The sequence below is a fragment of the Acinetobacter sp. YH12201 genome (assembly GCF_013418145.1).
Lineage (GTDB): Bacteria > Pseudomonadota > Gammaproteobacteria > Pseudomonadales > Moraxellaceae > Acinetobacter.
Window position 1 is genome coordinate 1 of sequence record NZ_VPCP01000063.1, and the last position, 20,510, is coordinate 20,510.

17 protein-coding genes and 1 pseudogene are annotated in these 20,510 nt (G+C 41.5%); 9 read left to right on the forward strand and 9 right to left on the reverse strand.

Annotated features, from left to right (window positions below):
- Positions 1-159 precede the first annotated feature (159 nt).
- Positions 160-2,523, reverse strand: coding sequence for a Tex family protein (locus tag FTU91_RS12010; RefSeq protein ID WP_180082270.1), 2,364 nt, complete (start codon positions 2,521-2,523; stop codon positions 160-162).
- A 335-nt stretch (positions 2,524-2,858) separates the two neighbouring features.
- Between FTU91_RS12010 and ompR the strand changes: the two genes are divergently transcribed.
- The 3 genes from ompR (at position 2,859) to FTU91_RS12025 (ending at position 7,067) form a co-directional block, all read left to right on the forward strand.
- Positions 2,859-3,623, forward strand: a complete 765-nt coding sequence (gene ompR / locus FTU91_RS12015; protein WP_180082271.1) for a two-component system response regulator OmpR — start codon at positions 2,859-2,861, stop codon at positions 3,621-3,623.
- 260 nt (positions 3,624-3,883) lie between these two features.
- Complete coding sequence (locus tag FTU91_RS12020; RefSeq protein ID WP_086197230.1) at positions 3,884-5,344, forward strand: ATP-binding protein; 1,461 nt, start codon at positions 3,884-3,886, stop codon at positions 5,342-5,344.
- A gap of 205 nt (positions 5,345-5,549) precedes the next feature.
- A complete protein-coding gene (locus FTU91_RS12025) occupies positions 5,550-7,067 on the forward strand; it encodes an acetyl-CoA hydrolase/transferase family protein (protein ID WP_166168528.1) in 1,518 nt (505 codons plus the stop codon).
- A gap of 95 nt (positions 7,068-7,162) precedes the next feature.
- Here the strand turns inward: FTU91_RS12025 and FTU91_RS12030 are convergent, their stop codons facing one another.
- On the reverse strand, positions 7,163-7,912 hold the full coding sequence (locus FTU91_RS12030) for a hypothetical protein (RefSeq protein WP_180082272.1): 750 nt from the start codon (positions 7,910-7,912) through the stop codon (positions 7,163-7,165).
- Positions 7,913-8,130: 218 nt separating this feature from the next.
- Positions 8,131-9,390 (reverse strand): OmpP1/FadL family transporter, encoded by a 1,260-nt coding sequence (locus FTU91_RS12035; RefSeq protein WP_180082273.1) that lies wholly within the window; start codon positions 9,388-9,390, stop codon positions 8,131-8,133.
- 246 nt (positions 9,391-9,636) lie between these two features.
- Here FTU91_RS12035 and FTU91_RS12040 point away from each other — a divergent pair, with 246 nt between their 5' ends.
- A complete protein-coding gene (locus FTU91_RS12040) occupies positions 9,637-10,338 on the forward strand; it encodes a DsbA family oxidoreductase (RefSeq protein WP_180082274.1) in 702 nt (233 codons plus the stop codon).
- A gap of 84 nt (positions 10,339-10,422) precedes the next feature.
- Here FTU91_RS12040 and FTU91_RS12045 read toward each other — a convergent pair whose 3' ends face one another.
- Entirely contained in the window at positions 10,423-10,623 is a 201-nt protein-coding gene (locus tag FTU91_RS12045) for a dodecin family protein (RefSeq protein ID WP_180082275.1), read from the reverse strand.
- A gap of 241 nt (positions 10,624-10,864) precedes the next feature.
- On the opposite strand from FTU91_RS12045, the gene FTU91_RS12050 reads away from it, so the two are divergent.
- The 5 genes from FTU91_RS12050 to FTU91_RS12070 all read left to right on the forward strand — a co-directional run bounded on the left by FTU91_RS12050 (position 10,865) and on the right by FTU91_RS12070 (position 14,749).
- Positions 10,865-11,080, forward strand: a complete 216-nt coding sequence (locus FTU91_RS12050) for a hypothetical protein (RefSeq protein ID WP_180082276.1) — start codon at positions 10,865-10,867, stop codon at positions 11,078-11,080.
- 242 nt (positions 11,081-11,322) lie between these two features.
- Positions 11,323-11,508, forward strand: coding sequence for a hypothetical protein (locus tag FTU91_RS12055; RefSeq protein WP_180082277.1), 186 nt, complete (start codon positions 11,323-11,325; stop codon positions 11,506-11,508).
- A gap of 354 nt (positions 11,509-11,862) precedes the next feature.
- The gene (locus tag FTU91_RS12060; protein WP_180082278.1) at positions 11,863-12,042 is read left to right on the forward strand and encodes a hypothetical protein; all 180 of its coding nucleotides are present in this window, start codon (positions 11,863-11,865) and stop codon (positions 12,040-12,042) included.
- A 15-nt stretch (positions 12,043-12,057) separates the two neighbouring features.
- The gene (locus FTU91_RS12065; RefSeq protein ID WP_180082279.1) at positions 12,058-13,545 is read left to right on the forward strand and encodes a hypothetical protein; all 1,488 of its coding nucleotides are present in this window, start codon (positions 12,058-12,060) and stop codon (positions 13,543-13,545) included.
- An 85-nt stretch (positions 13,546-13,630) separates the two neighbouring features.
- Positions 13,631-14,749: a hypothetical protein gene (locus FTU91_RS12070; RefSeq protein ID WP_180082280.1), complete on the forward strand. Its 1,119-nt coding sequence runs from the start codon at positions 13,631-13,633 to the stop codon at positions 14,747-14,749.
- Positions 14,750-14,843: 94 nt separating this feature from the next.
- Here the strand turns inward: FTU91_RS12070 and htpG are convergent, their stop codons facing one another.
- From htpG to FTU91_RS12095, 5 genes and pseudogenes are all read right to left on the reverse strand, one after another.
- A complete protein-coding gene (gene htpG, locus FTU91_RS12075; RefSeq protein WP_180082281.1) occupies positions 14,844-16,763 on the reverse strand; it encodes a molecular chaperone HtpG in 1,920 nt (639 codons plus the stop codon).
- 93 nt (positions 16,764-16,856) lie between these two features.
- Positions 16,857-17,201 carry a lysozyme inhibitor LprI family protein gene (locus FTU91_RS12080; protein ID WP_180082282.1) on the reverse strand — a complete coding sequence of 115 codons (345 nt, stop codon included), beginning with the start codon at positions 17,199-17,201 and terminating at the stop codon, positions 16,857-16,859.
- A 182-nt stretch (positions 17,202-17,383) separates the two neighbouring features.
- Positions 17,384-18,046, reverse strand: coding sequence for an OmpW family protein (locus FTU91_RS12085; protein WP_180043486.1), 663 nt, complete (start codon positions 18,044-18,046; stop codon positions 17,384-17,386).
- Positions 18,047-18,346: 300 nt separating this feature from the next.
- Entirely contained in the window at positions 18,347-19,759 is a 1,413-nt protein-coding gene (locus FTU91_RS12090) for a Na+/H+ antiporter family protein (protein ID WP_180082283.1), read from the reverse strand.
- 129 nt (positions 19,760-19,888) lie between these two features.
- Positions 19,889-20,386 (reverse strand): annotated as a pseudogene (locus FTU91_RS12095) (alpha/beta hydrolase); the annotation flags it as partial.
- Positions 20,387-20,510 lie beyond the last annotated feature (124 nt).

The following is a 20,510-nucleotide window of genomic DNA, read 5'->3' on the forward strand; positions in this document are numbered from 1 at the left end:
GTGATGGCATGGAGTGCTGAAGGGTTAAATCTAAATTCTCAGATAAAGTCATAAAAAAAATGAGCGTATTTATATACACTCATTTTTACAGCATTTTGCTAAATGTTGCTTAACTGACTGGCATTACCCAATTGGGAGGTTTTTATTATGAATCAAGGATTATTTCGAACCTTTAATCCCGGCTTGCAATAACAACGCACCTAAACCACCAATTTTGTTTTCTTGTGGTTTAGCCGCTTGAGGCTTTTTATGACCTTGTGGGCGGTCGCCTTGAGGACGTGCATGCTGTGGACGTTTAGCTTGAGGCTTACGTTCACCACGTTGTTCATTCTGAGCATTGTCACGGCGTGGCTGACGTGATGCTTTAGCCGGTGCTTCCGAACCTTCAGGACGCATCGACAGGTTCACACGGTTACGTTCAGCATCGACAGTGAGCACACGTACTTGCACGATCTGACCCGGTTTCACCACTTTGTGTGGATCGGATACAAATTCATTCGCCAGTTCAGAAATATGGACTAAACCGTCTTGGTGTACACCTACATCTACAAAGGCACCGAAGTTAGTTACGTTAGTAATCACGCCTTCCAGCTGCATGCCTTCAGTCAATTGTGACACTTCAGTGATGTCATCACGGAACTTGGCAGTACGGAATTCCGGACGTGGGTCACGGCCCGGTTTTTCAAGTTCAGCCAATACATCTTGAATGGTAGGCAAACCAAATTGCTCATCAGCAAATTCTTCGGCATTCACCTGGCGAATGATTTCAGAATTACCAATAATGTCTTTTACCGTAGTGGCTTTTGCTGCAACAATTTTTTCTACCAAGCCATAAGACTCAGGGTGAACAGCAGATGCATCCAGCGGTTCAGAACCATCTTGAATACGCAAGAAACCTGCCGCCTGTTCAAAAGTACGCTCGCCTAAACGTGGTACATTTTTGAGTGCCTGACGGTTATCAAAACGGCCATTTTCCTTACGGAAATCAACAATCTGTTGAGCAATCGATTTATTTAAACCTGCGATATAACCCAAGATTGCTGAAGATGCTGTATTCACATCTACACCCACCGAGTTCACACAGTCTTCAACCACAGCTTCCAGCGTTTTTGCCAAACCAGCTTGATTTACGTCGTGCTGGTACTGGCCTACACCAATCGATTTCGGATCAATCTTCACAAGCTCAGCCAATGGATCTTGTAAACGGCGTGCAATTGAAACTGCGCCACGAATTGAAACATCAAGTTCTGGAAGTTCTTGTGAAGCCAGTTCCGATGCCGAATAAACCGATGCCCCAGCTTCACTGACGGAAACGCGCGTCAATTTCAAATCAGCATTTTGAGCCATCATTTCAGCCACAACCGCTTCAGTTTCACGGCTTGCAGTACCGTTACCAATGGCAATCAGGTCAACATTGAATTCACGGCATAGACGGGCAAGCTCTGCAATTGAACCTGCTTTATCTTCTTTTGGTGCAAACGGATAAATGATGCTATGCGCAACCACATCGCCTGACTGGTTCACTACAGCCAGTTTCACACCGGTACGAATTCCCGGGTCTACACCTAAGGTACAACGTGCACCCGCAGGAGCAGAAAGCAATAAATGACGCAGGTTTTCAGCAAAGACTTCCATCGCCTCTGCTTCAGCAGCCAAGCGTTTTTCAGTCAATAATGAATGTTCGATTTGTGGACGGACTTTGCCTAACCAGAACAGTTTTGCAGTTTTCTTCAAGTAATCTTGACGGCTTTGCGGTTGAACCGTGTCGAGATTGTATTCAGTTTCAATACGTGCAAGTGGTGCATCGTCTTCACCATCCACTTTTAAGCCCAGGACATTTTCCTGACGGCCACGCAGCATGGCCAATAAACGGTGGGAAGGTACTTTGTTTAAGTTTTCAGAAAAATTGAAGTAATCACGGAATTTTTTACCGACTTCTTTTTTCTCTTCACTGGCGACCAGACTTTTCAATACAGCTGTTTTGGCAAATGTCGCTTTAAGTTCAGTGGTTAAGGCAATATTTTGTGCCCAGTCATCAATCAGGATGTTCTGGATCGCATCCAACTGGCTTTCCACATCCGGATAATCTTCATGGCTAAAGCCAGCGAGTGCTTCCGCAGGATCAACTTGCTCGCTGAAGATTTTTTCAGCAATTGGCCCGAGGCCCGCTTCTTTGGCTTTAAATGATTTGCTGGTACGTTTTGGACGGTACGGTGCATAAAGTTCTTCTAAAGCATTCTTGGTTTCAGCAGCATTTACACGTGCCAACAAATCGTCTGACAATTTATTTTGTTCTTTCAGCGATTCAATTACTTTTTCACGGCGTTCAAATAAATCACGTAAATACGATAAACGGGTGTCGAGTTGGCGTAACTGGATATCGTCCAAGCCTTGGGTTACTTCTTTACGGTAACGTGCGATAAATGGAACGCTTGCACCTTCATCAATCAGCTTGATGGCAGCTTCTACTTGATTTGGACGTACGGCAATTTCTTTTGCCAACTGCTGAACTAAGTCAGTCATCGTGTTTGATCCCACAAGGATAAGTACTAAATGGCATGATTATAAAGACCAAGACCATAAAATCCACAACTGTTTTGATTAAATTTATCAGTGGTCAGTATTGCCAATTCACAGTTTTTTTAGAATTTGCGACAAAATTAGGTGATAAGTAGATTTTAACTCTACATATTCAGCAGGATAAGCGATAATTTAGATGTATATATTTGGTATCTATGTCTTGATTTTATCTGCAATATTTGTTGCTTTAGAGCATAGTAAACAGATACAAATGAATCGTATACTCAAGATCATCCGAACTTTTGTTTACGATGACAATAAAGATAAAGGAGCACATCATGAGTTTAGTGGTACCTGCTGAAAAAACAGATCCAGTACAAAACGACCCTGATCGCGTCGAGCGCATTCTCGTTGTGGATGATGATGTGCGTTTACGTACGTTGTTACAACGTTTTCTAGAAGATAAAGGCTTCGTGGTCAAAACTGCTCACGATGCAACGCAAATGGATCGTTTATTGCAGCGCGAACTTTTCTCCCTGATCGTGCTCGATTTTATGCTTCCTGTTGAAGATGGTTTAAGTATTTGTCGCCGTTTACGCCAATCCAATATCGATACGCCGATTATCATGCTGACTGCCCGTGGCAGTGATTCTGACCGTATTGCCGGCCTGGAAGCAGGTGCTGATGATTACCTGCCTAAACCGTTTAACCCGAATGAGCTGCTCGCACGTATTCGTGCCGTATTACGCCGCCAAGTTCGTGAAGTCCCGGGTGCACCAAGCCAGCAAATGGAAGTCGTGAGCTTCGGCCCTTGGTCACTGGATTTGTCGACCCGCACCCTGACCCGTGAAGGCCAGGTGGTCACGCTGACCACGGGCGAATTTGCGGTACTGAAAGCACTGGTACAACATCCACGTGAACCCTTAACCCGTGACAAGTTGATGAATTTGGCACGTGGCCGTGAATGGGGTGCGATGGAACGTTCGATTGATGTTCAGGTATCACGTTTACGTCGTCTGGTGGAAGAAAACCCTGCCCGTGCGCGTTATATTCAAACGGTTTGGGGCGTAGGATATGTGTTTGTTCCAGATGGTGCTGAATAAGCCAATTTTTATCGGATAAGACAAACTCAAACACTTGTCCGGAAAAGCCATTCGCTGCTGTTTGAGCCATCCTTCAACAGAATTTATAGATGAATGATGGCGAGTTCAGCGAATGGCAAAAGTTTTCTTGCGTAAGAGTGTTACTCATTTTTTAAAAAAGTAACTTAAGCAAATCCTTCAATTGAATGTCAAAGCAGTAAGACTCAGCCAAGAACATCACTGCCGATTTTCAAAAATAAAAATGCCCACAGGAAGCTGGCGTGAAACTCGAACCCATCGACCCGCAAAAATTTACTGATTACGAAGCTTATTCAGAAAAGAAGCGAACCCGCTGGGAACGCTTTCTGGATAAGATTAAGCCGCGTTCTGCTGCAATGCGTACCACCGTGCTGGTGTTATTCGTTGTGTTTTTCAGTTTATTTATGTCGTTGTGGTTCTTTTGGCGTACGCTTTACCTTCCTGAAATTCAGCAGCATGCCCGCTATTTAGGGGTCGAGCTGGAAATTCTAAACAATCCTGACTTACGTATTTTTCATAATAATGCCGAAGTGGATGCCGATTTATGGCTCAAAAATCGGGTCGGCATTGAATATATTACCAATCCCGCAGAATATCCCCGTGTAAGAGACAAAGTGATTGCCGAGTTTTTTACCAATCAAATAGAAAAAAAGCTGGCAAAAGAACTGAAAGTTGAAAATGTAACGGTTTATTTCCAGTTTAAACCCAGTCCCAGTATCTGGATTCAGACTCCAGAAATGAACGGAAATTGGGTCCGTGAACCTTTAAAAACCTATGCCAACTATAGTCCCGAACTGATCTATGGCTGGTTAGTTGGTATTCCACTGATTGCTGCTGCCATCATTTTGACTCTAGTTCGCCAGTTGAACCGCCCGCTTCGCCGTTTGCAGGATGCAGCGAACAACTATAGCAAAACCGGCTCAGCACCCTATCTGGAAACCAATCATGGGCCACAAGAGATTCGTGAAGTCAATCAGGCCTTCAATCATATGATTTATACGCTGGAGCAGACTGAACGTGACCGCCGTATTATGCTGGCGGGGATTTCGCACGACTTGCGTACTCCGCTAACCCGTATCCGCTTAAGTGCAGAAATGATGCCCGATGATGACTTTTTGAAAGAAGGCTTCATTTATGATGTCGAAGATATGGATGCCATCCTGAACCAGTTCATCTCCTACATGCGTGATGGCTCTGATGAAGAACTTCAGGACACCGATATTAATATGCTGTTACAGGAACTGGTCATTCAGTTCAAGCCGCTGGACGTGCGTTTTGAAGCTGAGGAAGTTCCAATTATTCAAGCACGTAGCCAGTCTTTAAAGCGCCTGATTGGTAATCTGATTAACAATTCCAAACGCTATGGCGCCGAACCGATCGAGTTATCCGCCAAAGTGGAAAACAATCACCTGCTGATTCGTGTCGCCGACCATGGCGAAGGTATTCCTGAAGACCAAATTGAAGATTTGATGCAACCTTTCGTGCGCGGCAATGAAGCCCGAACCATTCAGGGCAGTGGTTTAGGTTTGGCCATCGTAAAACGTATTGTTGATCTTCATCAAGGACAGCTTACCATTCAAAATCGCCCGCAAGGCGGTTTGGAAGCACTGATTTCTTTACCTCTACTGCATGATGAAGTTGAGGAAAATATCCCGCAAGGCACTTTAGAAAAAATTAAACAAACGATTACGGGACACTTTTAAGCTTTGATCAATTAATCAACAAACAGTTTTGTTTAATGATTAACCCCCTGGTTTTTACACTATTAAAATCAAGGCATTAAAAACCATAAAAATTCGTTATACCCACATTTTTTCAAAAAATTAGACCTTAGCCTAACAGGCATGCACAATTTGTTTTTTGGACGGTACAATCCGTCTAGTTTTGAACAAGAATTGAGCGTAGACCATGTCTTTAGATCGTATTCGTTTAGCGTCACTTCATGACAAAGTCATGAGCGCAGAACAAGCTGCTACTTTTATCCAAGATGGTATGACTGTAGGTATGAGTGGATTTACTCGTGCAGGTGAAGCAAAAGCTGTTCCCCTGGCACTGGTAAAACAAGCTCAAACCAATCCTTTGAAAATTACTTTAATTACAGGCGCAAGTCTTGGTAACGATTTAGATAAACAGTTAACTGAAGCTGGTGTACTTGCTCGCCGTTTACCGTTCCAGGTAGATAATACGTTACGTAAAGCCATTAACAAAGGCGAAGTGATGTTCATCGATCAGCATTTGTCTGAAACTGTTGAACAAATGCGTAACCAGCAACTTAAAAAGCCAGATGTAGCAGTGATTGAAGCTGTTGCCATTACTGAAGATGGCGGCATTATTCCAACCACATCTGTGGGTAACTCTGCTAGCTTTGCTATTTTCGCTGAAAAAGTGATTGTAGAAATCAACACCAACTTAAGCCCTGCTTTTGAAGGTTTACACGACATCTACATCCCAACGTATCGTCCAACACGTCAACCTATTCCTTTGACTAAAGTGGATGAGCGTATTGGTACAACAGCCATCAATATCGATCCTGCAAAAATTGTCGGTATCGTATTCAACAGCGAATACCACGATTCTCCATCTACCGTGACTGCACCGGATGATGAAACTCAAGGCATTGCGAACCACTTGATCGCATTCTTTGAAAAAGAAGTGGCAGAAGGCCGTCTTCCTTCTAATCTTGGTCCATTACAAGCAGGTATCGGTTCGATTGCCAACGCAGTATTGACTGGTTTGAAAGATTCGAACTTCGAAGACTTGATCATGTACTCAGAAGTACTTCAAGACTGTACCTTCGAATTGATTGACGCAGGCAAAATGAAATTTGCTTCAGGTTCTTCAATTACGCTTTCTGCTAAATATGGCGAAAAAGTATTTAACAACCTTGAACAATACAAAGACAAACTTGTGCTTCGTCCACAAGAAATTTCGAACCACCCTGAACTGGTTCGTCGTCTCGGTATTATCGGTATCAACACTGCATTAGAGTTCGATATTTACGGTAACGTAAACTCAACTCACGTATGCGGTACCAAAATGATGAACGGTATTGGTGGTTCTGGTGACTTCGCACGTAATGCCCACTTGGCAATTTTCGTGACTAAGTCTATCGCTAAAGGCGGTGACATTTCTTCTGTGGTGCCATTTGCTTCTCACGTTGACCATGCTGAACACGACGTAGACATTCTGGTAACTGAACAGGGTCTTGCTGACTTACGTGGTTTAGCACCTCGTGAACGTGCGCGTGTGATTATCGACAACTGTGCTCACCCAATGTACCGTGATGCTCTAAACGATTACTTTGATCGTGCATGTGCTAAAGGTGGTCAAACTCCACACATTCTTCGTGAAGCGCTGTCTTGGCATTCAAACTTCGAAGAAACCGGCCATATGCTTGCTGCTCAGACTGAAGAGAAAAGTGCTTAATCGCCTCACTCAATAGTATAAAAAAGCGTACTTCGGTACGCTTTTTTATTTTAAACTGCTGCTTTAGCTGACATCCCCCAGTTGAAACTCAAAATCTATAAACGCTGCTCAACCGCCTGACGGTTTTGCTTTTTAATTTTTTCTATTTCTGCATTTAACTGCAGAATCTGCTTATACAAATCATTAAACTGCTTGAGGGGCTGATCCTGATAAAACATAAAGGTCTTGTTCTTTTTCTCCCATTGATTATTTTTAAGAATCTGGAATAAGGCATCCGCCTTATCTAGAACCTGTAGCTCCAGAGCAAATAGAGCGTGGGTCTGATCACTATCCCGGCTTTCACGCAAGCTATCGGTGAGCTGATGCCTGAGATGCGATTTAATCGATAATTGTTTAGCACGGGCTAAGGTATTTTGTTCACGCTGTAGGGTTTGTTGCTGATAGTGGTTCGCGAGCAGATGTGCTTGCTGCAACATCTGCTCGGTTTCTACATATTTCTGCTCGCGGTCTTGGTCTAAACGGTCGATATTTAAAAACTGATCCCAGTGAATCGCTTTCAGCTCGCGCAAATACTGATTTCTTGCTTCAGCATTTTGAATCATTTCACTCAACACAAAATCTGCCATCACTTTATAATCGCCCTGCAGACGATTATCTGAAACATTGATCTGGATTGGCTTAGACCAGTCTTGGGCCTGCTGATAAATGAGTTCGGCTTTTTCATACAATACCGTTTGGTAGCTGTGCAGTTGGCTGAGTTCCTTTTGCTGGACCGAATATTGATACAACATCCAGCCAAATACGCTGCATGTTGCCAATGCCAAGATGAGAAAAATTCTGGGCATACCAGACTCCCCTATACCGCCTTTTTCACATCATAACTTGATTCAGCCTTAAATCGTTCATTTATCAAACAATAAGGACACAAAGTATGCAGGACAGCAAATGAGTTAAAATCAAGTCCATATGTCTTGTTTAAGAAAATGGCTCATTGAAGATTAAACCGCATAGCTAAAAAAGCCCGATGAAAAGGGCTTTTATCGCAACTTTTGAAAGCCTCAGGTTAGAACTTATAACCATAAGCCAAGCCTAAAATGTTCTGACTCATTGTCAAATTCGCTTCACCACCACCAAAGTTTGCAGGAATGGACTCACTGCCCTTTACTTCTTTTTCTAAAGCATGGGTATATGCAATGCTGAGCTCTTGATGAGCATCTACATTCCAGGTTGCACCTACGCTCAAATGATCTTGCACGACCCCGGGTGCCAAGATATTCAAGAAGGTTTGATCCGCCGAAATGGGCTGGTCGTTATGACTATACCCGGCACGTAAAGTTAATTTTGGATGAGCCTGATAGCTTGCTGCAACTTTATACACGTTAATGTCATTCCAGCCAAAGCCTGGACCTTGATCCGACCCAAAGGCATGCCCCTGGAATAGCGGATTAATCGCATGTCCAACCGAACCGACATCTGAATAGTTAATACGTTCCACATCGGCAGCCACGTTCAACTTTGCTGTCAGCTGATAGGCTGCACCAATACCGTAACTTTCAGGTACATCAAAATCACCTTGTTGTGCAAATAAGCCACTGTATTGATCAAAACGGTCTGCATCAATTTTAGAACTATAATTTGCACCTAGAGTTAAACGCTCATCAAAGAACTTCCCAGCCCAACCGACACGTACGCCAACGCCTGTAGCGGAGTCTTTACCCTTATTACTGAGCTTATTGCCATCGACAGAAAGACCCGCAAAACCGCTAATACCTTTGGCTTCAAAACGTTGATACAAGATATTGGTCGCAACCCCAATCGATTGATTTTTCGCATATTGCCAAGAGACAGCAGGAGAAATAAACACCTGTGACAAATCCACACCCGCACTGCCTTGATTTCCAAATGCAGCAAATGGATTTTGCTTATAGCCGGTATTCATACCGCCATTGCCATAAATAGCGATCCCCAAATTAACTTGATTATTCACTTGATGGTTATAGGCAAGTTCAGGAAGTACAAAATACTTTCGACCATTGCCATCATAATGACCATTGGCACCAGGTACAGCATTCCCCACTATTTCTGCTGAGCGATCAGGAGCAAAAAGTGTAGCGCCAATATCGATTCTTGAGCCCACCCAACTCAACCCTGCCGGGTTATTTGCAATGGTCAATGCATCTTGAAAATGTGCAACAGAGGCTCCAGCATTCCCTTGAGCCTTAATGCCATAACCATGCATAAAATATCCAGTTGTTGCAAATACAGGAGTACTGATCAATGGCAATAAAGCAGCTAAAAAACGGGGAGAAGTGTGAATATTCATGCTAACAATTGATTAAATAATAATATATTTTTTAATAATATTGTTTATAGTAATGCTTGTAATCTAATTAAAATGGAATTGCTTATTTGATTTTTTCATAAGAACCCCGCTTCTTTAAGTTTCAATCTATCCTTAAACCTATATGTTTTATACCATTTGATAAATTCATGATTTTTCATTTTTAGATGCTTTAAATTTTAATCTCTATCCCCATCAATAGAAGCAAGAAAAGATAAGAGAACTCTCATGCGCGTAGATATTTGGTCAGATGTAGTTTGCCCATTTTGTTATATTGGTAAAAAACGTCTGGAAGCTGCTGCTGAACAGGCAGGTTTAGAACTTGAAGTTCATTGGCATAGTTATGAACTTGACCGGGAAGCACCTGTTCGCCAAGAAGTATCCAACTCTGAACGTCTGGCGCAAAAATACGGCCGTACTCTGACTGAAGTTGAAGAAATGCAGCGCAATATTGCCGCAATGGCTGCAGAAGAAGGTATTCAGTTCAATTGGGAAAATGCCAATTCAGGCAACACCTTCAATGCTCACCGTATTATTCATTTGGCACAAAGCAAAGGCTTGGGTTCCGAAGCCAAAGAAGCCTTTTTCTATAGTTATATGACCCAAGGTTTAGCCATTGGTGAACGTGAAACCCTGGAAGATGTTGCAGCCCGTATTGGCTTAAATCCGGTTGAAGTAGATGATGTGCTCAATTCAGACGAATTTGCAGATTTTGTCAAATTTGATGAAGAAGTAGCACGTGATCAGCTCAAAGTGACCGGGGTACCCTTCTTTGTCTTTGATCAACGGATCGCACTCGCGGGTGCACAGCCACGTGAAGTATTTTTACAGGTGATGAAAAAAGCCCTTGAAGCACCTCAACAAGACAACATAGTTGCTGAAGATAGCGCAATCTGTAAAGAAGATCAGTGTGATGTTCCGGAAAAATAAGCTGAAGTCTTAACTACAGCAAGTCAATAAAAAATCCCCAGTCCTTGGGGATTTTTTATTTTAAGATTCATTGATCTATTCAATTCAGTCAACCAAGAAGCTAATTTTTAAATTCACCCGATATTCTGTAATTTTATTATCCTTAATCACCACTTTTTGTTCATTTATCCATGCACCCTGCACATTTTTCACTGTTTCGATCACTTTATCTATGCCACTTTGAATAGCATCTTCAAAACTTTTATTACTGCTTGAATTCACTTCAACCACTTTTGCGATAGCCATTGTTTTTACCTCAGGTTTTATTATTTTGAGTCCAGATCATAGGACATTTTCTAAACAAAAAAGTGAGTTTTAACATTACAGCGCAAAAACTTACAGCCGGGTCACAATACCCTTATTTGCTTTGCACCTCTTACAAAAGACAACTTATCTATACAAGGTTTGGACACAATTAAAAGCACAATTCGCTAGGCTAATATGCGGAATATCTGAGTTCCTAATCATGAAATTTATAGAGGTAAATATGAACACTGAAATACAAGATCCGATGATTGATACCAGTCCAAAACAAAGCACATCTGCAAAATCTCCTTTTTCACCCACGCTCAAAGGTGTACTGATTGGCGCAGTGGCTGGTAGTGTATTACCCGTTTTCGGTACGTTTAGTGGTGCCATTATTGGAGGTGTGGCGGGAAAAGTTTACGAAAAAAAATACCAAAATAAATGCCATGCAAAATAATTTTTATATATTTTCAAAGCAGTTAAGACAGATTGTTAACAGACAGTCTGTCTTAGAGCAAAAACTCTAAATATATGATTTATATAATATTTTAAACTCACCGTTCATCTTTTTTTGCTCTCACCTCCTTACTTGATTCAATCACTTCTTGATATCATTCACATGAAATTTATTTTTATTTCTCTCCTTGCCTGCTTCATTTTTGAATGAAGCAGACATCCTTTCACTAAAGGAAAATGATGATGAACCTGATTAAATCTCTTATCGCTGTTGCTATTGTGGCTTGCTCTGCTAACCTTTCTGCTCAAATTGTTTATACCCCAGATTTTCCTGTCAGCAAAGCAACAGAAACCGTGAATGCTGAACAAAAAGCACCTGTTGCTAAAACTGAGATACAGAGTGTGACTGCATCTAAAACAGCTGCCTAATCTAAAAATCCATAAAAAAAACCAGACAAAACAAATGTGGTCTGGTTTTTTTATCAGCATAAATTGGCATTTTGTTCACCAGCTTATGTTCGATCAGAACATCGTTTTAATCTGTCATTTCATTACTTTCTTTTTATCCATTTCTTTGCAAAATAACAGGACAGCTAAAGCCTGATCAGCAGATTTCTGCTCTCTCCTGCCAAAAAATTGCTTATTTTTTATTTAAAATTTACATTTTTTGCAAATTATGTCTATAAATACTCAAAAACTGACATTTTTTTTCATGCTTTTTTTTACTAAATACATATAATCAAAACAATTAAATAAATAATTCACTCAAGAAGAAGTGTGTATATGCAAGAACTTCAAGCACTGATTCAAGGCAAGATTTCTCCGCAAACGATCAAAACCGATCAGTTGATCATGCTTGCTGAGCATTACTCCCAGCCCACGTCTGCAGAATATAAGTTACTTGAACTCGCGATTAATATCGTATTGGCAAGTTATCTAGAAAAAGCGCAAAAGCATCTCTAGAGGTGAGATCAGCACATGAATGTCTTAGAAAAAGCCAAGCTGATTCACGAATTAAATCAACTCATCGATGGCTTGGAACAACGTTCCTTATCTTTCTTTGAAATTGCCAGCTCAAAAGCCCGGATAAAAGACATTTTTGCTTTATGTGATGAACCGATTTTTAAAAAACAGATTTTACAATTTAAATCCCATAGCCAGCCCGAAAAAGCAGCTACAGATTTCGCCGCTCAAACCCTGTTTCAGCTCTCTTTTCGTGGCGTATTTCAGCAAGGTAAAGCGCTAGAGCAAGCCCTTTATCAACATCCAGATTTTGGCTGGGCTATTTTGCATGATGCTCAACTCGGTTGGCAAATCTGGTTAATTCCGGCAGCAAATCGTACAGCCCTGATCAGCGAATGGGAAAATCTGGAGGATGCCTATCACTGGATGCTGCAACAACAACAGAACTATGGTTGCCTAAAAACAGACTATGAACTCAAACAGATTCAAAATTTGATTGTACCAAAGCTAACGAGTGTTTTAACCGAGACTAAGACAAATCTAACTGTAGCTGCTGATGAGCTTGAAACCATTGCTGAACATGAACAATCCAATTTAATGGATTTATCCATAACTGAGCTGTATTCAGATCAAGAGCCGATAGCCACTGAAACATCTGCGCAGCAAAGCCAGCAGCCTGCCGAGATTCAGCAACCGTCTTCAGCTGTAGAACCTGATCTACCGATGGCGGCTTCTACGCTCGCCCACACCGATATAGAGAATACGGCGGCTCCGTCATCTATCATCAAAGATGTTGCAGAAACCCTGGAACTCAATCAATATGTCGCCCGTATTCATTCGCTACCTGGCGAAGAAGCCTCATTACAGCAGCTATATCGTTTAGACATTCCCAGCTTGCTAGAAATTGCCCCGTATCTAGATTTACTGTTACATGGTGCAGACCTGGAAAAATGGCAGCATTACCCAATTTATCTGGCAGAGCAGATCAATCAGCAAGGTTGTTTTGTTCGATATTTGGCATTACTGGGTGCAGAAAACCAGGCGCAGGCCATGCAGTTCATGCCATTATTGAATAATGCTGAGCAATATGCCCTGGCTGCAATCAAGACAATTCCCTGGATAGACCTGGCCGATCATTTTAACTCTATTGAAGCCCTGTTTGATGTCTATACGCATAAAGCCATTTGCATCTGGCATGATGAAAACTATATGCCATTTATTCCTGCACAACTGATTCAAACCCAAAAAATTATTAAGCTGGATGAAAGTGCCGCCGATATTAAAACACCGCTACTTTTACTCAAAGAACGGCAAAAAATACGGCTTATTCATGGGCACAAACGTTTAGCCCTGTCACAGAATGAATCGGCCTATCCTTATTTTTTATTGGAACGCCATCATGGCATTAGCTGGCAAATGATTCAGATGATTACTGCTCAATTCAGTTCCCCGATTAATTGCCGGGAATTATATAAAGAGATTCAAAAGCATATTTCAAATTAAGTTTTTATTTTTTGTAGCAAGAGCTTGCTTTTTAGTGTGATTTTTTACCAGACTAGTCATCATCAGACAATATAAGAGCAAGGATATGCGGAAAAAAAAATTATCTCTATTAAGCCCCCTCTTATGTGTGTTGATCTCTGGACTCATGTCTACTGTCAGCTGGTCAAACTCAGCTGAAACCGGGGTTGATCAACAAAAGCTTAACGCAACAGAAACAGATTTTAATTTGCTCAGTCAGATTCCAAGCCTGATTGATGCGATGCCGACAGTTTTACCGCAACAGTCAGATGCAGTGATTGTCCCTCCGATCCAGGCCACTGAAAAACAAAGCTGGCTAGACCGTAAACAACATGAAATCCGCAACTGGACAGACCGTAGCTCCCATAAAATAGATCAATGGTTTGGGCAACCCGATCCAAATGATCCAGCTTCAGCAACCCTACGCCTGATTATCGATAACAGCTGGAATAAACATGATGGTTATGAAGTTAGCCCACGTCTGCGCGGAAAAATTAAACTTCCAACCTTGGAACGTAAAATCAGTTTGGTATTCGGTGATGACTCTTTAGATAACGAACTGAACAATAATGTTGCTATTACCGATGAAAATCCAGGTAGCACCAGTAGTAAAGCTTTAGACCGTGAACGAACACAAGAAAGTAACAGTTCCTTGGCCCTGCGTTGGTCGGATTTTTCCAAACGGCTGCCTTTTGAAACCGATCTGGATTTGGGGATTCGTTCAGGGGATGATATTTATGTACGACTTAAAGCGTCCAGAGACTGGCAACTGGAAAATGATTTCAGATTTCATGCCGAACAGATTTACCGCTATGGCATAGATAGTGAAAACTACTTGCGAACCAATCTGGAACTTACCCATGCACGACCGAATCAGCCATTTTTATCCAATCAGCTCAGCCTGACCTATGCAGACAAACAAGATGACGATGTCACTTGGGATAATTATTTATTCAGACAACATCAATTTTTCCAGAATAACCGTTTTGCTTATGGCTTATATACCGGCGGTTTTTATAATAATAACGACCTTCGCCTGAACAGTTGGGGACCCTATATTTCATGGCGGCAACCTTTTGTGCGTGAATGGTTTTTTCTACAGGGCGATTTAAACTATCTCAATGACCATCGTGAAGATCGCAGCCATTTCCTCGGTGTATTAGTGCGTATGGAAGCATTGTTCTAATGTTGGGCAATATAACAAGTTGATCCATCAATATGCCTATTTTCTGCAATAAAAAACCTCCCGAAGGAGGTTTTTTGCTTAATGCGAAAAGGACTTATTTCAGCAATAAACTGTTAATACGTTTTACATAGGCTGCAGGGTCATCAGGCAAACCGCCTTCTGCAATCACTGCCTGGTCAAAAATCACATTGGCTAGGTCATCAAACTGGTTCGATCCTTCCAGCTTTTTCACCAGCGGATGTTCAGGGTTAATTTCTAAAATCGGTTTTGATTCAGGAACCGCCTGACCAGCCTGTTTCAACATGCGAATCAATTGTGGAGACAGCTCACCCTCGCCTGTTACCAGACAGGCAGGTGAATCGACCAAACGAGTCGTCACACGCACTTGTTGGGCTTTTGCTTTGAGAGAATCGGAGAGCTTGTCCACCACAGGCTTAAACTGTTCAGCTGCTGCTTCCAGTGCTTTCTTCTCTTCAGCATCCTGCAAATCACCCAAGTCTACTGCACCCTTGGACACATTTTGCATTGGCGTTCCGTCGAATTCATGAATGAACTCCATCGCCCATTCATCTACACGATCCGCCATTAACAGCACTTCAATGCCTTTTTTCTTGAACAGCTCCAGCTGTGGCGAATTCTTCGCAGCACTGAGGCTTTCCGCAGTCACGTAATAAATGGCTTTCTGCCCTTCTTTCATGCGTGCTTTGTAATCTGCCAATGAAGTTGAAATTTCATCATTGCTGGAAGTCGAGAAACGTAATAATTTTAAGATCCGTTCACGGTTACCAAAGTCTTCACCCAGACCTTCCTTAATCACCGAACCAAATTCAGCATAGAACGTTTTGAATTTCTCCTGGTCTTTTTCATCTTCAGACTTCGCCAAAGCATCCAGCATGGTCAGCACACGGCGTGCATTCCCTTCGCGAATGGTTTTCACGTCACGGCTTTCTTGCAGCAATTCACGGCTCACGTTTAACGGCAAATCGGCACTGTCTACCACCCCCTGCACAAAACGCAAGTAGTTTGGAATCAGGTTATCCGCTTCATCCATAATAAATACGCGTTTGACATACAGTTTAATGCCGGCTTTGGCTTCACGGGTAAAGAGATTGCTTGCCGCCTTGCTTGGAATATAAAGCAATTGTGTGTATTCCGTGCTGCCTTCTACACGGTTATGGGTCCAGGCCAAAGGTGCATCAAAGTCATGACTGAGATTCTTGTAGAATTCGGTATATTGCTCGTCAGTGATCTCGTTTTTATTGCGGGTCCAAAGTGCGCTGGCAGAGTTAATAGCTTCCCATTCATCTGTTTTCACCATCTGACCTGGCTTAGCTTCTTCCCCCTCAGCGGCTTCTTCTTGCTGCCAGATTTCTTTTTGCATTTCAATTGGCAGGCTAATATGGTCAGAATATTTATTGATGATTTGCTTAACTTTATAAGATTCTAAATACTCCAGTGCATTGTCACGCAAATGCAAAATAATGTCTGTTCCACGTGAAGCCTTATTGATTTGTTCAACTTCAAAATCACCTGTGCCAGTGCTAATCCAGCGTACACCGTCAGCGACATCAGCAGCAGCATGACGCGATTCCACGGTAATCTTTTCAGCCACAATAAAACCTGAATAAAAACCGACACCAAACTGGCCAATTAATTGCGCATCCGCTTTTTGATCTCCGGACAATTTAGACATGAAGTCCTTGGTGCCCGATTTGGCAATGGTGCCCAGATTATCAATGGCTTCTTGTTGAGTCAGACCAATACCGTTGTCGGAAATAGTGATGGTTTTATTTTCTTTATCCAGACTGACACGTACATGCAAGTCAGGGTCATTTTCATAATATTCAGGATGGTTAATCCCTTCAAAACGCAACTTGTCACAGGCATCTGAAGCGTTCGAAATCAGTTCTCGCAGAAAAATTTCAGGGTTTGAATAGAGAGAATGCGTCACCAAATGCAATAACTGTGCGACTTCAGCCTGGAAACTATGTTTTTGTGCGCTTTGTTCGCTCATAAATCACTCCTTAAATTCGTTACACGGTTTTTATTGGATGCTTAATGAATGGAGTAAGTTAAAGATTTTTCAATAGGGTCAAATAAATTTTTCTTAGAAAGGCCCTTGTTGATACACACGCTCCATATACAGATTCAGCTTTTGTTGGCGCATTTTATACACTTCGCTTAAACAGCGGCTTGAATTGCCACATTGGTCGCGCAACTGTAACCATTTGACCTGCTCATCCTGAATTACCCCGCGTGTTCCCATCGGCACCAAACGTTTAATAATATTGTAGGTGGTGGCCATTTTGACATCAGCATCATTAATGGCACGGTGCTCGCAAATGGCATGTTCAGTTGACGTTTCTGCTTTGTCACAATTAAAACTGGCTGCATACACCGATCCACTTAAAAGACTAAAAAAGACCACTTTGCATACAATGAATAATTTCATGATTTTTCCTGCTTTTTTAGCTTATTGTAGACTCTCAACTTAAACGCATTTTTAATGATGAAACAGGATAAAAGTGCTCAATTTCTGTACTTTATTGTGACTGAATGATGAAATAAAAATCCCCATCAGAGATGGGGATTTTGGCGCTGATTTATTGTTTTTATTTTATATCTATTTTTATTTTAGAATTTGTAGCTATAACCGATTGTGTAAACCCAAGGGTTAACTTCAAGGTCACCTAAACTTACTTTAGTGCCATCTGGTGTTTTTGCAGTTAATTCAGTTTTCACATCCGCATAACGTACATCAGCAAAAACACCCCAGTTTTTCGCATCAGCTGGTTGATAATTAAAACCGACCTGACCAGCAACACCGTATGCTACATCAGCATCTAAACTTTCTGCACCAGTTACATTTTTAGTAGTCTGAGATAATTGCTCATCCCAAGGAATAACCACAGTTGCGCCTACACCAATGTAAGGTGTGAAACGAGTAGAGTTCTTAAAATTATATTTTGCTGTAATGGTTGGTGGTAAATGCTTGAATGAAGCAGCATCTTCAATTGGACCAACGTTTACATCATGTTCAAAAGGCAATGCAAGCAATAACTCTACTGAAATTGGTGAATTATTAAAGAAATATTCAACAGATGGAGTGAAGTTAACTTCATTACTTACTTGTGCTTTTAATGCTGCTGAACCACCAGTAGCTAAAGGCACATTTAAAGTACCGTTATCATCATTTTGTGGAGCTAATGCTGAAGCACCAACTTTAACCTGCCAGTTACCTGCCATTGCAGAAGCAGACATCCCCATTAACGCGATAAGAGCAACTTGTTTTAACATTTTAAATCACCTCTAGAAGGATAATTACTACAAAATTTAAACATTAATTAATAATAAACATGCCTATTATTAATATGCAATAGCCATTAATTATTTTAAATTTATTTATTTTTAAACCATTGAAAATATTAGTTATTTATTTTAATCAGATCAACATAGTTGGTTTTTAATACCAACCATGTTAATCAGATTAATGATTATATTCCAAGTATATTGCTTGGTTTTATTATATTAATTATTTAATAACATTTATTTTAAATACATGTTTTAAAATAAGCAATAAAATGAATTAAAAATTCATTAAAGTACCATTGCAGCAATCCAGCCAAATACCAATAATGGAATATTAAAATGGATAAATGTTGGAACGACCGTATCCCAAATATGATCATGCTGACCATCTACACCCAGACCTGCAGTTGGACCTAAAGTTGAGTCTGAAGCTGGAGAGCCGGCATCACCCAATGCTGCTGCGGTACCAATCAAGGCCACAGTAGCCAATGGAGAAAAGCCAAATTGTACGCACAGCGGTACATAAATCACCGCCAATACCGGTACACTGGAGAATGATGAGCCAATCCCGATAGTCACAAATAATCCTATAAACAACATCAGAAATGCAGCCAAGGCTTTGTTGTCACCAATCAGATGTACCACTCCATTCACTAGGCTGTTGATGTCACCAGTATGCGTCATCACCGAAGCAAAACCAGCCGCAGAAATCATAATGAAGCCGACCAATGCCATCATGCGCATGCCTTGAACAAAGACATCATCGGCCTCTTGCCATTTGAAGATACCCGCAGCAGACAGTACCGCAAAACCGACCAGCCCACCCAAGATCATCGAGCCTGAATACAGCTGGGCAACCAAAGTCAAGGAAATCGCGAGTAGTGCCATAAAGATGGTTTTTTTCGCGATGACTGGCGCTTGTTCTGCTTCGTGTTTGAGTTCTTCGGCATCCGCTTGCAGACTCACTTCGCCCGCACGAATTGGCTTGTCCAGATCGATGGTGGTCACACGAGCAACCACACGATCAATATAATGACGTGGTTTGCGATAGCTGAAAAATACAGCAGTAAACGTACCTATCAGCATGCCAATGACCGGAATAACCATCCCCATCGGCATCATCCAGCGATCTACATGCAAGCCATAGGCTGCACCAATTTTATTGATGTTGCCCATCAAAATTTGTTCAAGGAAAATGGAACCAAAACCGACTGGCAGGAAAATGTAGGTTCCGACCAAACCCATGGTCAGTACACATGCTGCTGCACGACGGTCTAAATTCATGTGATTCATAACCTTAAGTAAAGGAGGAACCAAGACCGGAATAAAGGCGATATGCACAGGAATCAGGTTTTGAGAAAAAATGGCTGCAACCAGTAAAATGCTTAACAGTAAATATTTTACTTTTCTGGTTTTTTGATGTGTGGCTTCCGCACCAAGCAAACCAATTAATTTATGTGCCAAAAGATCAGGCAAGCCTGATCTTGACAAGGCCAAAGCAAAAGCACCCAATACTGCATAAGCCAGGGCAACTTCTGCCCCATCACCCAGACCCGCATTAAATGCAGTTACAGTATCCGACAAACTTAGACCTGCAACCAAGCCACCAATAATCGCTGAAATGACCAAAGTCAAGACAACAGAAACTCGTGCCAGTGAGAATATAAACATCACGGCAATCGCAATTACTACTGCATTCATGAAAATTTTAAGGAAGATAAAAAGCCGTTATTTTAACAGATGCACCCTTTTGAAACTGTAAATAAATCGGCTCAGTCAAAAAACGATAAAAAATTGATTTTAATTAAAATTTATATCCAAAAGAATTGTTCAATTATTTTTTAGCGCAAATGTTTTGATATATTCTGCGACCAACTCTGCTTGGCTCAATATTGCCCAATGGTTAGCATCTATTTCTACACGCTGAAAATTTTCTGCCCATTTCGGCATTTCATCAATCAGTTCCGGACTGACAAAATTGTCTCTTTTCAGCACAATCGCCTGCACCGGACAAACAGCAAAACGCTGACGTGGTTGGGTTAAACGTGAGATGAAGTTGGCACGATACAGTCCAATACCATGTTTTCCATCTGCAGCAATATGGCTGTTTAAAGGTAAATCTTTTTGCGGCTCTAATTGTTGCAAAACTTTGTCCCATTTTTCAGGCGTAAATAAAGTCCAGATGGCTGGGGCCAGCAAGGGCAATTGAAACACCGCGATATACCAAGATTTAGCCAGTTGTTTAAAAAACCTGGGCTTATTTTGTTGAAATTGCTGCCGCATCCAGAAAGCAGCATGATCCAAACAGGGTCCGGAAATAGTACTATAACCTGAGTTCGATATAAAAAAGAGTAGAAAAAAAGCCCTGAATTTATAACATATTGGTTCTCAATACAAAATGTTATAAAACAAGGCTTCTCGATGGATCATATTACCGAATTATTTTGTATTT